10 protein-coding genes are annotated in these 14,656 nt (G+C 56.7%); 9 read left to right on the plus strand and 1 reads right to left on the minus strand.

The window, feature by feature from the left end:
- Nucleotides 1-99 precede the first annotated feature (99 nt).
- Nucleotides 100-4,878, minus strand: coding sequence for an NAD-glutamate dehydrogenase (locus ACUHMQ_RS08115; RefSeq protein WP_445294952.1), 4,779 nt, complete (start codon nt 4,876-4,878; stop codon nt 100-102).
- Nucleotides 4,879-5,295: 417 nt separating this feature from the next.
- Here ACUHMQ_RS08115 and aotJ point away from each other — a divergent pair, with 417 nt between their 5' ends.
- The 9 genes from aotJ to astA (ACUHMQ_RS08160) all read left to right on the plus strand — a co-directional run bounded on the left by aotJ (nt 5,296) and on the right by astA (ACUHMQ_RS08160) (nt 14,525).
- The gene (gene aotJ / locus ACUHMQ_RS08120) at nt 5,296-6,072 is read left to right on the plus strand and encodes an L-arginine-binding protein AotJ (protein ID WP_445294953.1); all 777 of its coding nucleotides are present in this window, start codon (nt 5,296-5,298) and stop codon (nt 6,070-6,072) included.
- A 549-nt stretch (nt 6,073-6,621) separates the two neighbouring features.
- Complete coding sequence (locus tag ACUHMQ_RS08125) at nt 6,622-7,323, plus strand: ABC transporter permease (RefSeq protein ID WP_445294954.1); 702 nt, start codon at nt 6,622-6,624, stop codon at nt 7,321-7,323.
- 2 nt (nt 7,324-7,325) lie between these two features.
- A complete protein-coding gene (locus ACUHMQ_RS08130) occupies nt 7,326-8,039 on the plus strand; it encodes an ABC transporter permease (protein ID WP_445294955.1) in 714 nt (237 codons plus the stop codon).
- Between the two features lie 5 nt (nt 8,040-8,044).
- Nucleotides 8,045-9,163: a succinylglutamate desuccinylase/aspartoacylase family protein gene (locus ACUHMQ_RS08135; RefSeq protein WP_445294956.1), complete on the plus strand. Its 1,119-nt coding sequence runs from the start codon at nt 8,045-8,047 to the stop codon at nt 9,161-9,163.
- Between the two features lie 75 nt (nt 9,164-9,238).
- Nucleotides 9,239-10,006, plus strand: a complete 768-nt coding sequence (locus tag ACUHMQ_RS08140) for an ABC transporter ATP-binding protein (protein ID WP_445294957.1) — start codon at nt 9,239-9,241, stop codon at nt 10,004-10,006.
- A gap of 2 nt (nt 10,007-10,008) precedes the next feature.
- Nucleotides 10,009-10,998 carry a GlxA family transcriptional regulator gene (locus ACUHMQ_RS08145; RefSeq protein ID WP_445294958.1) on the plus strand — a complete coding sequence of 330 codons (990 nt, stop codon included), beginning with the start codon at nt 10,009-10,011 and terminating at the stop codon, nt 10,996-10,998.
- Between the two features lie 237 nt (nt 10,999-11,235).
- On the plus strand, nt 11,236-12,447 hold the full coding sequence (locus ACUHMQ_RS08150; protein ID WP_445294959.1) for an aspartate aminotransferase family protein: 1,212 nt from the start codon (nt 11,236-11,238) through the stop codon (nt 12,445-12,447).
- A gap of 33 nt (nt 12,448-12,480) precedes the next feature.
- A complete protein-coding gene (gene astA, locus ACUHMQ_RS08155) occupies nt 12,481-13,488 on the plus strand; it encodes an arginine N-succinyltransferase (RefSeq protein WP_445294960.1) in 1,008 nt (335 codons plus the stop codon).
- 17 nt (nt 13,489-13,505) lie between these two features.
- Nucleotides 13,506-14,525: an arginine N-succinyltransferase gene (astA, locus tag ACUHMQ_RS08160; protein WP_445294961.1), complete on the plus strand. Its 1,020-nt coding sequence runs from the start codon at nt 13,506-13,508 to the stop codon at nt 14,523-14,525.
- The last annotated feature ends 131 nt before the right edge of the window (nt 14,526-14,656 follow it).

A 14,656-nucleotide genomic window follows, 5' to 3' on the forward strand; every position in this document is an offset into this window, starting at 1 on the left:
TATATGGGTTCGCTATGCCGTATTAGCGGTAGCTGGTGTAAAAAAGCCACCCTTGCTTAAGGGTGGCTTTTCCTTTGGTATGACGCAGCAACGTTTTATCTATGCCGCCAACCGGCTCCGGATCTCGCGCATGGCTGCGGAGATCATGGCAAGGTCGGGTACCGCCACACGCAACTCCTCGAACATCTTGCTGCAATGTTCGATCGCTGCACCACGGCCATCCAGCCAGCCGTCCACCTTCTTGGCGGTGGTCTTACCATCGTTTTGCAGCACGCGTTTGGTCAGGTGGGCATGTTCGCGATACAGCTCGTCGCGGAATGCCATCCGGGCCAGGGTCTGCCAGCGGTTGTCGCGTGGCAATCCGTCGACGACGCCACGCAGCCAGTCGATCTGTAAGGCCTGCTCCAGTTTGAAGTAGACCTGCGCCACATCTTCCACGCTGGCTTTGGATTCACGAGCAAGGCGTGCGATATCCAGCAGGGCCAGCAACGCATCGAGGTTGACCACGCGGGCAGCCAGCTCGGCCTTGACGCCCTCGGCTTTCAGGCGGTCCTGCTGGGTAACGAAATGCGGCTTTTCCGACAGCCATTTGTCCAGCTTGGGCAAGAGCGACGGAATTTCATCTGTCAGCTGCTTGATACGGCTTTCCGCATCGCTCTCGGTCAGCTGCACATTCAGTACCCAACGCGCCACGCGCTCGAGCTGTTTCCGTACTTCCAGCATCAGGGCGTACTGCGTCTTGGTCGGTACCTTGTTATCGAGCGATTCAAGTTCCATCCACAGCTTGTCGGCCTGCACCAGACGTGAAGCCAGGCTCCAGGCGTGGACAATGGCTGCGGGGCTCGCATTGGTTTCCTCTGCCACGCGGTATACAAAGCTGATGCCCATGCGATTGACGCATTCGTTGGTCAGCACCGTGGCGACGATTTCGCTACGCAGCGGATGGCTTGGCAGCTGCTTCTTGAACTTCTCGACCATCTTGACCGGGAAGTAGGTTTCCAACAGGGAATCCCATTCCGGCATGGCTGGCAGCGGCGAGGCAATGAGCTGGTCGAACAACACCAGCTTTGCGTAGGCCAGCAGTACAGCGAGTTCCGGGCTGGTAAGGCCCTGGCCGGCAGCCTGGCGTTCCACCAACAGCGCATCATTGGGCAGGTATTCGATACGGCGGCTGAGTCGACCGGCTTTTTCCAGGCCCTGCATGAAGCGGCTGTGCACGGACAGCAGTGATTGCGCTTGTTGCAATTCCAGGCTGATGGCGGCGGTCTGCAGGTAGTTATCGCGCAACACAAGCTGGCCGACGTTGTCAGTCATCTCGGCAAGAATCGCATTGCGCTGCTTGAGCGTCATGTCACCACCGCGAACCAGACGGCCGAACAGGATCTTGATGTTTACCTCGTGGTCCGAGCAGTCCACCCCGGCTGAATTGTCGATGGCATCGGTACAGATATGGCCGCCGCTTTGGGCGTATTCGACCCGGCCCAATTGCGTGAAGCCAAGGTTGCCGCCTTCGCCGACCACGCGGGCGCGGATCTCGCGGCCGTCGATACGCAGGGCGTCATTGCTGCGGTCGCTGGCTTCAGCGTGGCTTTGCGAGCTGGCCTTGAAGTAGGTGCCGATGCCGCCGTTGTAGATCAGGTCGACCGGTGCTTTCAGGATGGCGCGAATCAGATCGTTAGGCGCCATGGCTTCTTCGGTAACGTCCAGCACCTTGCGGATTTCAGGCGACAGTGGAATCGACTTCGCGCTGCGCAGAAATATACCGCCACCCTTGCTGATGGTCTTGGTGTCGTAGTCTTCCCAGCTGGAGCGGGGCAGGGCGAACATGCGCTGGCGCTCTTTGAAGCTCTTGGCGATATCGGGGTTCGGGTCAAGGAAGATATGCAGGTGGTTGAAAGCAGCCACCAGCTTGATCTGGTCGCTCAGCAACATGCCGTTACCGAACACGTCGCCCATCAGGTCGCCAATGCCGGCAACGGTGAAAGGTTGGGTCTGGGTATTGTGGTCCATCTCGCGGAAGTGACGCTTGACCGATTCCCAAGCACCCTTGGCGGTGATGCCCATCTTCTTGTGGTCGTAACCGACCGAGCCGCCGGATGCGAAAGCATCATCAAGCCAGAAGCCGTACTCCTGCGATACGCCGTTGGCGATATCGGAGAAGGTGGCGGTACCCTTGTCGGCTGCCACTACGAGGTACGGATCGTCTGCATCCAGGCGCAGCACAGACTTCGGTGGTACCACCTTGCCATCGATCAGGTTATCGGTCAGGTCCAGCAGACCTCGGATAAAGGTCTTGTAGCAGGCAATGCCTTCAGCTTGATAAGCCTCACGATCGGACATTACCGGTGCCTGCTTGAGTACAAAGCCGCCTTTGGAGCCTACCGGCACGATCACCGTGTTCTTGACCTGTTGCGCCTTGACGAGGCCGAGCACCTCGGTTCGGAAGTCTTCTTTACGGTCGGACCAGCGCAGGCCGCCACGCGCCACCTTGCCAAAGCGCAGATGGATACCTTCGACACGTGGTGAATAGACGAAGATTTCATACAGCGGCACCGGCTGCGGCATATTGGGTATCTTGCCGCTTTCGAACTTGAAGCTGATGTAGTCCTTGACCTGGTCATCTGCCCCCGGTTGGAAGAAGTTGGTACGCAGTGTGGCGGAAATGGTGTGGTAGAAGCCCGACAGGATACGTTCGTCGTCGATGCTGGGTACCTGGGTGAGCGCCTCCTTAATTTTGGCGCTGAGTGACTCGACCTGTTTGCGGTGCTTTGATGCTGGATCGTGTAGGGCAAGGAACAGGGTGACCAGATTGCGCGCGATGTCGCGGAAGTTCGCCAGACGGTCGGCAATATGGTCGAGGCTGTAGTTAAGACCGATCTGCTTCTGGTACTTGGCATAGGCGCGCAGCAGTACGACCTGACGCCACTCGAGACCCGCCAGCAGAATCAGATTATTGAAGCGATCGTTCTCGGCGCGACCTTCGAAAATCGCGGCAAAACCCTGCTGGAAGGCATCCCGGCGGGTTTCATCATCCAATAGGCCGGTCTGCTGCAGCTTGATGGCGATATCGGTCACCCAAGCGCGGCCACCATCTGCAAACTTGAGTGTGTAGGGCTGCTCTTCAATCACCCGCACCCCCATGTTTTCCAGCACTGGCAAGCTGTCGCTGAGTGCAATCGGGTCTTCGCGGAAGATTTTGAAGCGATGCTGCGTCGGGTCGGCCAAAGTGGCATCCATCAGCTTCATGGTCAGCTGTTTGGTGGCCAATGTGGCTTCAATCTTGTCGATGTCGCTGACGGCGGTACGTGCGTCGTAGTCAGCGTAATACGCAGCCGGGAAGCTGCGTGCATACTTGGTGTTGAGGGCCATCCCGCGCTCTTCGCCGGCGTGGGCAGTCAGATTCAGCTGCAGGTCATCCGCCCAGCGCCGCGTGGTGTGGGCGATCTGGTTTTCGATTTCACGCGGGTCGTAGTCAGGCAGGGTCGAACCGGCCGGGGTCCGCACCATGAAGTGGATGCGGGCGAGCAGCGAGTCGGACAACAGCACGTTGAATTCGCACGAGGTGCCGCCAAAAGCGGTGAGCAGCAGCTGCTGCATCTTGAGCCGGACATCGGTGGTGTAGTTGTCGCGTGGCAGGTAGACAAGCGCGGAGACATAGCGGCGATAAAGGTCTTCGCGAATAAAGACACGGACCTGGCTGCGTTCCTGCAGGTTGGCGATGCCAATCGCGATTTCCGCCAATGCCGATTCGCTGATCTCGATCAGCTCGTCGCGCGGGTAGGTCTCCAGCACATTCAGCAGCGTCTTGCCGCGATGGCTTTGCGGCGCAAACTGGTTGGCGGCCATGACCGCGCTGATCTTACGGCGCAGCATTGGAATCTGATGAGGCGGCGTGGAGTAGGCCTTGGCAGTATAAAGGCCAAGAAAACGGCGCTCGCCCACCACATTGCCCTTGGCGTCGTAACGCTTGAGGCCCACGCAATCGAGGTAGGTGCCGCGGTGTATGGTGGAGCGTGAATTGGTCTTGGTCAGCAGTACGGGCGATTTGTCACGCGCCAGTGCGCGGATTTCAGCGGGCAGGGCGGCAAAGCTGGAGGAGTGGGCTCCCTTGGCCTCCCCGCGCAACAGACCCAGACCGGAATGCTTGACGATTGCGAGTTGCACACCGTCCTTGCTGTCGGTCAGGTCGTAGTCGCGATAGCCAAGGAATACGAAATGGCCTTGGGACAGCCAGTCGAGATAGGCCAGGCTTTCGTCCCATTCGGCTTTGTCGATAGTAGGCTTGCGCTTTTTAAGCTCGGCTGTGGATTCGGCAAGTTTGGTTGTCATGGCCGAAAAATCTTCGACGCAATCATTCAACTGCTTCAAGACATGCGCCAGCTCGTCTCTGATTTCATCGAGCTTGGCTTTGTCGCTGATGCGGTCAATTTCCAGATGTATCCAGGATTCGGCCTCTCCAGCGCGAATCTTGGTCAGGCGGCCCTTGCCATCGCGCTCGGTTTTGAGCACGGGATGGATAATCAGGTGGATGGCATAACCCAGGCGATTGAGTGCAACGCTGACCGAGTCTACCAGAAAGGGCTTGTCGTCGTTGACCAGCTCGATGATGGTATGGCTGGACTGCCAGCGATGATCGTCGAAACTGGGGTTGTATACACGCACCAATGCTTCGCCACGCTTACGGGCGGCTGCGAGCTTGACATGGGCGAGGACGGCACCATACCAGTCCTGGCTGTCGCGACCGGATAAGTCGTGTGCATCGGTATCGGCATAATACGATTCGATCAGGGCGGCGAGGTCGACCGGACCGGCCTCACGAGCATCTGCATGGCGCTGGATGTCGGCTATGAGGCTGGCTTGGAAGCTTTGCATCTTCATTTATCTCCTGGTGGGCGGCAAGCAGGCGCTTCGTAGGCTTCTGCTCGTATAGACAGACGTGAGTCTGGAGCCCGTGTTGCACACGGGCTCAGGGCTGTATTGTAGCCGTTGGAAATCGACTACCAATATTAGGGGATGCGACAAATTGTTATAGGCTTCGGGCTGTATCATGCGCATCGGCACTGCGGTAGCAAGCTGCGGGAAACCCGTCGGGTGTTCTGGCAACTTCTGTTGCAGACTGCCGCGCTTGGTGTATGAATATGTCGCATTACCAGAATCACGCTGTATACAGGTCATGATTACAATCGCCATCGGGGTTGGATTCCGAACAGATCGTGAACGGGTTTTGAGAGCTGCTGCGTATTGCGACGTATTCCCAGATCTTTTCAAGCACATCCAATAAGAAGGAGTAAGGCAATGAAGAAAACCGCGCTATTCGGTGCGATCGCATTGGTGTTGTCAGTGGCGGCTTCCGCAAAGGAGTGGAAGGAAATCCGCGTCGCGATCGATGCGACGTACAAACCTTTCACCTACAAGACACCCGAAGGTACACCGACAGGCTTTGATGTGGAGATTGCCACAGCCTTGTGCGCTGAGTTGAAAGCCAAGTGTGTTTTTGTTGAGCAGGCGTGGGACGGCATGATTCCGGGGCTGAACGCCAGGAAGTATGATGCCATCATTTCCTCGATGTCGATCACGGAAGAGCGCAAACGCGCTGTCGACTTCACCGGCAAGTACTACAACACACCGTCACGCATCGTGGTGAAGCTCGGCGGCGCCATCAAGAATGTGCCGGCAGACCTGAAAGGCAAGCGTGTTGGCGTCCTCAAAGGTTCGACCCAGGAAAAGTATGCGCGTGGTGAATTGGAGACCAATGGCGCGGTGATCATACCTTACGAAGCGCAGGATCAGGTTTACCTCGACATCAAGTCCGGCCGCCTTGACGGAACCGTGGCCGATACCGTGGAAGTTTATGAAGGCTTCCTGAAGACACCCGATGGCAAGGGATGGGGCTTTGTAGGGCCTGTGTTGAATGATCCGAAATACTTCGGTGAAGGTGTCGGTGTTGCGCTGCGCAAGAGTGATCGGGACTTGCGCGATGCCCTGAATAAGGGAATCGGCACTATCCGTGGCAACGGTGTTTGGAAGAAAATCAACGATAAATATTTCAACTTCGAAGTCTGGGGCAAGTAAGCTGAGTTTCGAGCCCACAAGAGAACCTGCTTACGATCTGTCGTGAGCAGGTTCTTTGCCCTGATGCGGTTGGGCGCTTCAGTGTTTTTGGTTGCGCTACTCTTATTGTTTCTCGTTGAATCTGTTCAATGATCTGTCCCAAATCTCTAGGCAGTGATGTGAACAGTTTTTCAGAATATGGCGACGGTCTGTCATACGGGCTTGTCGCAGTACTTTCGTACGATTCATACTTAAAGGCAAAGCGTCTGCTTGCGAATTTTCCGCGAGCAGGGACATCTTGTTTTCAACTAGAACCTCGTCAGTTCAAAGTCTCGCGAGCTAGAGCGAGACAAGGCGGAAACAGCCGAGGAAGCGGAGTTTACAAATGGTAAATGAGCACTCCGAGGGTGTTTTCAACGCCGTATCGCTGACGCGCAGCAGATTTTGAACAGGTTCTTAGCGCATGGGAGGATAGTTTTAGTCGCGTGTAGTCAGCGCAAATGCAGGTCCGTAGTAGTCTGGTATCGCCTAGCCAGGCTGGATTTCCTTTAGGCGTTGTAGAGATCAAAGATGGAAGAGTATTTACTGAATATTCTCAAGGGCTCGGTGCTTACGCTCGAGGTAGCCTTGGGATCGCTTGCTGTATCAATTGTGCTTGGCCTGTTGGGCGCAACCGCCAAACTGTCGCCGAGCAAACCGTTGAATTGGCTGGCGGGCATTTATTCCACGGTGATCCGCGGCATTCCCGATCTTGTGTTGATGCTGCTGATTTTTTACGGCGGCCAGATTCTGCTGAACAAGGCATTGGAGTCGGTGGGCTATACGGACTACGTCGAAATCAATCCCTTTGTCGCCGGCGTATTGACCATCGGTTTCATCTATGGCGCGTATATGACCGAAACGTTCCGTGGCGCCATCATGGCGATTCCAAAGGGGCAGATGGAAGCGGGCTACGCTTTCGGTATGAGTGGCGCGCGGGTTTTCTTTCGCATTACTGTGCCGCAGATGATCCGGTTGGCGCTGCCAAGCTTCACGAACAACTGGCTGGTGCTGATCAAAGCAACGGCGCTGGTGTCGATTCTGGGCCTGCCGGATATGACCATGCTGGCCAAACAGGCAGCGGCGGCCGGCCGGGGCATTACGCCCTTGGCGTCCATGCTGTTCTTCCTCTTCACCGGGGCAATCTACCTCGCTTTCACGACGGTATCCCTTGTGGTGCTCAAGCAGCTCGATAAGAAATACTCGATGGGCGTGCGCCGGGGGGAGTTCTGATCATGCAATTCGACGTTATCTTCCAACCTGCGACACTCAAGCTCTTCTGGCAGGGCATTCTGGTCAGTCTTGAACTGCTGGTTCTGTCGGTCAGCATCGGTGGCGTGCTCTCGATCCCGATGGCGATCATGCGGGTATCGTCCAATCGCTGGATATCAACACCGGTTTGGCTGTACACCTATGTGATGCGTGGCACCCCGATGTTGATCCAGGTGTACCTGATCTACTACGGCGTGGCGCAGCTTGATGTTGTGCAGAACAACTGGGATACGGTGGCCCTGTTCAAGCCGTTCAAGGACGGGCTGTTCTGTTGTGTGCTGGCATTCACGCTGAATACCTGTGCCTACACAACTGAGATGTTGGCTGGTGCCATTCGCGATACCAATCACGGGGAGCTGGAAGCCGCCAAAGCCATGGGAATGACGCCCTGGCAGGCTATGCGCCGAATTGTGCTGCCTTCAGCATTGCGCCGTACGTTGCCGGCGTATTCCAACGAAGTCATCATGATGCTGCACGGTACGTCATTGGCCAGTACGGTGCCCGCACTGATGGATATCACGAATGCAGCGCGCAGTGTCTACTCTGATTACTACCTGCCTTTCGAGGCGTTTATTACTGCGGGTGTCATCTACCTGATCCTGACCTTTACCCTGGTAGGGGTGTTCAAACTGGCCGAAAACCGTTGGCTGGCCTATCTGCAACCACGTAAGGCCTGAAAATCATGCAAGTGAAACGACATGCCTTGCTGAGCCCCAGCATCGGGACGCGGCGTGAACTGCTCAGTTTTCATTACGGCAAGCCCGGTAGCGGACAGAAGATCTATCTGCAAGCCAGTCTGCATGCGGACGAGCTTCCCGGTATGTTGGTGTTGCATCACCTGAAGCAAAAGTTGGCGGCGTTGGAAGCAAGTGGTGATTTGCTGGGGGAGGTAGTGGTTGTGCCGGTCGCCAACCCGATAGGGCTGGACCAGACTTTGATGCATGGCCACCTTGGCCGTTTTGAGTTTGCCAGTGGCGAGAATTTCAACCGGCAGTACCCCGATTTTGTTGCCTTGTTGGGGGACAAAATCGAAAGCCAGCTGAGCGGCGATGCTGAGCTCAACAAGCAGGTTATCCGTGCTGCGATGGGGGCTGCGTTGCAGGAGATCAAGCCTGCTTCTGAGCTTGCTTCGCTGCGTCATACACTGGTTTCTTTGGCCTACGATGCCGATGTTGTGCTGGACCTGCATTGCGATTTCGAAGCAGTGATGCATGTTTATACCGAAGAGCCGTATTTGGCGCAGGCTGAGCCTTTGAATCGTTTTCTCGGTGCGCAGGCGGTGCTGTTGGCGCGAGGGTCCGGCGGTGCATCGTTTGATGAAGCCTTGAGCGGGCTGTGGTGGCAGCTGGCCGAGCGCTATGAAGGGCGTTTCCCTGTTCCGTTGGCGTGCCTGTCGGCCACGGTGGAATTGCGTGGCGAAACCGAGGTGTACCACCCCTTGGCCGAGCAGGATGCAGCAAACCTGATTGCCTTTCTGCAGCATCGTGGGGTTGTCGCTGGCCCTGTACCGGCATTGCCAGCGGCGCTTTGTGAGCCCACGCCGCTTGCCGGCTCAGAAACCTTGACCGCGCCGCATGCCGGCGTGCTGGTATTCCTGAGGCAGCCTGGCGATTACATCAACGCGGGTGATGTGGTGGCTGAGGTGATCGACCCCTTGTCCGATACCGTAAGCGCAGTGCGCGCCACCGTCAGCGGCGTGTTGTACGCGCGCGGCATCATCCGTTATGCCGCAGCAGGGACGGACCTGTGCAAAGTAGCCGGCAAGGTGGCGTTTCGCAGCGGCTATTTGTTGGGCGCCTGAACAAGCTAAAGACATTATGCCGGGGTGGTGTTTATTGGATGCACCAGCCCGGTTTGAATCAAATTGGAGAGTACCGTGAGCATCAAGCTATCTGTCGAAAACCTGCATAAGAGCTATGGCACCCATGAGGTGCTGAAAGGTGTGTCGCTCACAGCCAATGCAGGCGACGTCATCAGCATCATTGGCTCATCGGGTTCGGGCAAGAGCACCTTCCTGCGCTGCATCAATATGTTGGAGCGTCCACACGCAGGCCGTATCACCGTGGCCGGCGAGGAGATGAAGCTCGTCACCGCCAAGGACGGCATGTTCAAAGCCGCGGATGAGCGCCAACTACAGATGATGCGCGCCAAGCTGGCGATGGTGTTCCAGCACTTCAACCTCTGGGCGCATATGACGGTGCTTGAGAACATCATCGAAGCGCCGGTGAATGTGCTGAAGCTGTCCAAGGATGAAGCAGTGGGGCGTGCGCGTAAGTATCTCGACAAAGTCGGCCTCAAGGATGTGGAAGACAAGTACCCAGCGCATATGTCGGGCGGCCAGCAGCAGCGTGTGGCTATTGCTCGCGCGCTGGCGGTGGAGCCGGAGGTAATGCTGTTCGATGAGCCTACCTCGGCGCTTGATCCTGAACTGGTTGGCGAAGTACTGCGTGTGATGAAAGCGCTGGCGGAAGAGGGGCGCACCATGGTGGTGGTGACCCATGAGATGGCGTTTGCCCGTGAGGTGTCCAACCATGTCATCTTCCTGCACAAGGGTGTGATCGAAGAGCAGGGCGACCCGAAAACCGTGCTGGTCAGTCCGCAAAGTGAGCGTCTGCAACAGTTCCTTAAGGGAAGCCTGAAGTAACCATGTTCGACTACGCCGACAAGCCCGTTACCCAGCGCTTGGGCGTATTGCTGTTGCCGGGTTTTCTGGCGGGTGAGCTTGGGTTGCTGCAAGACTGTGTGGACGAGGCCAATCGGCTGGCGGAAGCGTTGCTCTATGAACTGGTCCTATTGTCCATGGATGGCGGATCGGTGGTATCGAGGCAGGGCAGGGCGCAGCCGGTTGATGCTGTGCTGCAGATTGATGCAGCCTACCCGATGTTGTTTGTAGCGGCCTCCGATTTACCCAAACCTTTGTCTGCCAGTGACCCTGTGGTCGCTGCATTGGCGTCACTGGGTCGCCAGCCTGGTGTGATCGGGTCGTGGCATGCGGGGGCATTCTGGTTGGCGGCTGCAGGCTTGTTGACGCAATGCCGGGCCACTGTGCATTGGTCTTTGCTGGAATCTTTCACTACCCGGCACAGCAGCGTGATTGCCTCATCCGCGCTGTTTGAAGTCGACAAGGATCGCGCAACCTGTGGTGGCGGCGCAGCGATTGCCGATATGTTCCTGCATCTGCTGGCACGCCACCATACGACGGAGTTGGCGGCCAGTGTGGCCGAGCATCTTTTGCTGGAGCGCATCCGTGGCCGGGACGACCGCCAACGCATTCCACTTTCCAATCGTGTGGGCAGCAACCAACCCAAGCTTGTGCAGGCGGTGATGCTGATGGAAGCGAATCTTGAAGAGCCGCTGACCACCGATGAGATCGCCCAGCATGTGTGCGTATCGCGCCGTCAGTTGGAGCGCTTGTTCAAACAGCATCTCGACAGGGTGCCTTCGCAGTATTACCTAGAGTTGCGGCTGAACCGTGCACGTCAGATGCTGCGGCAGACATCTGGCTCGATTATCCAGATCGGGCTGTCCTGTGGATTTTCCAGTGGCCCTCATTTTTCCAGCGCCTACCGTAATCATTTCGACATCACGCCGCGTGAAGACCGCCAGCGTGGTTCGGTGCGTGGCGATACTACGTGATGCATAGGGTGCATACCTGTAGGTTTGCAGGATAAGTTTCAACTTTAGCGAGTTAGATGTCGCAATCCGGTAATCAATTACCGGGAGACCTCCTTAGAATAAGAGTGGCTAACAGAACTGTTTTTTTGACCTTGCTGGGCAAACTTGCCGTGCCGACGCACTGTCTACGTTTTCACACCTGGCAAGAAACGTTTCGTTGGTTTTGTCAGCAATCAAACGATTGAAAGGATTTTCAACATGAGTCAGACCGTTACCCGCGCCGATTTTGACCAAGTCATGGTGCCAAATTACGCCCCGGCGGAATACATCCCGGTGCGCGGCGAAGGTTCTCGCGTCTGGGATCAGGCCGGCCGTGAATACATCGACCTTGCAGGCGGTATCGCCGTAAATGGCCTGGGCCATGCCCACCCGGCCTTGGTAAAGGCGCTGACTGAACAAGCGGGCCGGATCTGGCATGTGTCGAATGGTCTGACCAATGAACCCGCACTCAGGCTTGCCAAGAAGCTGGTGGCGGCGACGTTTGCTGAACGTGTGTTCTTCTGCAACTCGGGTGCGGAAGCCAATGAAGCCGCCTTCAAGCTGGCACGCAAATATGCGATCGATGTGGGTGGTGCGGAGAAGTACGAGATCGTTTCGACAACCAACTCCTTCCATGGCCGTACTTTCTTTACGGTCACCGTGGGTGGCCAGCCCAAGTATTCCGACGGATTTGGCCCACGCCCGCAAGGTGTGAAGCATATTGCCTACAACGATATCGACGCGCTGAAAGCGGCGGTTTCGGATAAGACAGCTGCGGTAGTTGTGGAGCCGGTGCAGGGTGAAGGCGGTGTGTTACCTGCCACGAAGGCTTATCTGCAAGCCGCGCGTGACCTTTGCAACCAGTATGGCGCGCTATTGATATTCGATGAGGTACAGACAGGGGTTGGCCGTACTGGTTCACTGTATGCCTACATGGATTACGGCGTTACACCAGACATTCTCACCTCGGCCAAGTCACTCGGTGGCGGCTTCCCGATCGGGGCGATGTTAACCACTGAAACAGTTGCCAAGCATTTTGGCGTCGGCACACATGGTTCCACCTATGGCGGCAATCCATTGGCCTGTTCGGTGGCGGAAGCCGTGCTGGATGTTGTCAACACGCCGGAAGTGCTGGCAGGCGTTCGCAGCAAGCATGCGCGTTTTGTGTCGCGTCTGAATGAGATCGCCACCAAGACAGGCGCCTTCACGCAAGTGCGCGGTATGGGATTGCTGCTTGGCGCAGTGCTGAGTGATGCCTACAAAGGACGCACCAAAGATTTCGTCGTCGCCTCTGCCAAAGCCGGCGTTATTGTGCTGCAGGCTGGACCGGATGTGATGCGCTTCGCCCCCAGTCTGGTGATTCCAGATGCGGATATCGATGCCGGTCTCGACCGTTTTGAGCAGGCTGTCCGCACCGTGCTTGGTCAATAAGCTGTATTCACACAGAAACCTGAGGAGTCGCGCGTGCTTGTCTTACGCCCCAGTCGCCAATCAGACCTGCCAGGGGTGGAGCTGCTTGCCGTGGAGAGCCCTATCGGGGTGACCTCGTTGCCGGATAACCGCGACGCGCTGTACAGGCGCATCGAGGCTTCGCTCGATTCCTTTGCGGCCGATGTTTCGTTCCATGGTGAAGAGCGTTATTTCTTTGTATTGGAGGAAACTACGACCGGTGAATTGGTTGGCGTTTCCGGCATTACGGCGTCAGCGGGGTTCAACGAGCCCTTCTATAGCTATCGCAATGAGACCCTGATCCACGCCTCTCCTGGCCTTGGCATCAACAACAAGGTGCATGCGTTGTCGCTCTGTCATGACCTTACCGGCAACACCTTGCTCAATGGTTTCTATTGCCGTGATGCCTTGGACTTTACCCAGGGGAGCGATCTGCTGTCGCGTGGCCGCTTGTTGTTCATTGCTCAGTGGCCGGAGCGTTTTGCCCACGGCGTGGTGTCCGAGATGCTGGGTGTGAACCGTGATGACGGTTCCAGCCCTTTCTGGGATGCGGTGGGCCGTAATTTCTTTGGTATCGATTATCAGCAGGCGGAATTCTATTGTGGCGTCAAAGGCCGCAAATTCATTTCCGAACTGATGCCGCAGCATCCCATCTACGTGCCTTTGCTCAGTGATGAAGCCCAGGAGGTGATGGGGCAGATCAACCCGGCTTCGGCAGTGCCGTTTGACGTGTTGACGCGTGAAGGCTTCGAGACCGAGAACTACGTCGATATCTTCGATGGTGGCCCGACCTTGTATGCGCGTACCGCAGCCATCCGCACGATTGCCCAGAGCCGTTTGATCAAGCTCGCAGCGGGTGAGGGTGGGCAGGTCCCTTATCTGATCGCAACAACGTCGTTGAAGGATTATCGCTGCACGGTAGCGGATGCGCAGTTGGTGGGTGACAGTCTGGTAGTGGCGCCGGCAGTGCTGACCGCACTGGGTTTGAAAACCGGCGATACGGTGCGTACTGCACCGCTATAGGCCACAAGGAAAAACATATGCGGGTACGTTCCATCCGCCGCGACGATTTAGCGGCACTGATCCAACTGGCGCGCAGCACAGGTGTCGGAGTCACGACCTTGCCGGTCAATGAAGAACGCCTGACCCGCCGCATTGAAGGCTCGTTGGCAGCAGCGGCAGGGCCGGCGAATCCGGCAGATTCCAGCTTTGTCTTTGTGCTCGAAGACGATGAGCAGGCAGGCCATGTAGCCGGGATCTGCGGCATTGAAGGCGCTGTGGGTGCAACCGAGCCCTGGTACAACTATCGGGTCGGTCTTTCGGTACACAGCTCGCGCGAGATCGGCGTTTATCGCAAGCTCAACACACTCTTCCTGACGAATGACCTGACCGGTAAGGCAGAACTCTGCTCGCTGTTCCTGCAGCCGGAATATAGGCGTGACAGTAACGGCAGCCTGCTTTCGAAAAGCCGCTTTCTGTTCATGGCCGAGTTTCCCGAGCGCTTTGATAGCCAAGTGATTGCCGAGATGCGCGGTGTGTCGGACGACGCGGGTTACTCGCCCTTTTGGGAAAGCCTCGGCCGGCATTTCTTCAAGATGGAATTCTCGGAAGCCGACTACCTCACTGGTATTGGCCAAAAGTCGTTTATTGCAGAACTGATGCCACAGCACCCGGTGTACACCGCTTTTCTGAGTGAAGCGGCGCGCGCTGTGATCGGCCAAGTGCATGAGAACACCAAACCTGCGCTCGCAATGTTGGAGAGCGAGGGTTTTCGATACAACCACTACGTGGACATCTTCGATGCCGGTCCGACAATCGAGTGTGCACTCAGTGATATCCGTGCGGTACGGGATAGCAAGACCTACACCGCCAAGCTTGAAGACACGACCGCAGGCCGTGTCTGGCTGATCGCGAATCGTAAGTTGGACGACTTCCGGGTGTGCCTGGCGCAAACCGAACCGACGCCTATCGGTCTGCCGTTGACCCAGGATGTAATTACGCGGTTGGGTGTTGAACCGGGCGAGAGTGTAAGGGCGGTGTTGTTGTCAGCACGAAGCTAAGCACCGTTCGAAGTCTGCTGCGCGTCTGCAATACGGCGTTAGAAACATCCTCAGAATGCTTATTTACTCTGAGTAAACTCCGCTTCTTCAGGTGTTTCCGCCTTGTCTTGCTTTAGCTCGCGAGACTTTGA

It is taken from the genome of Chitinimonas violaceus (assembly GCF_052601015.1).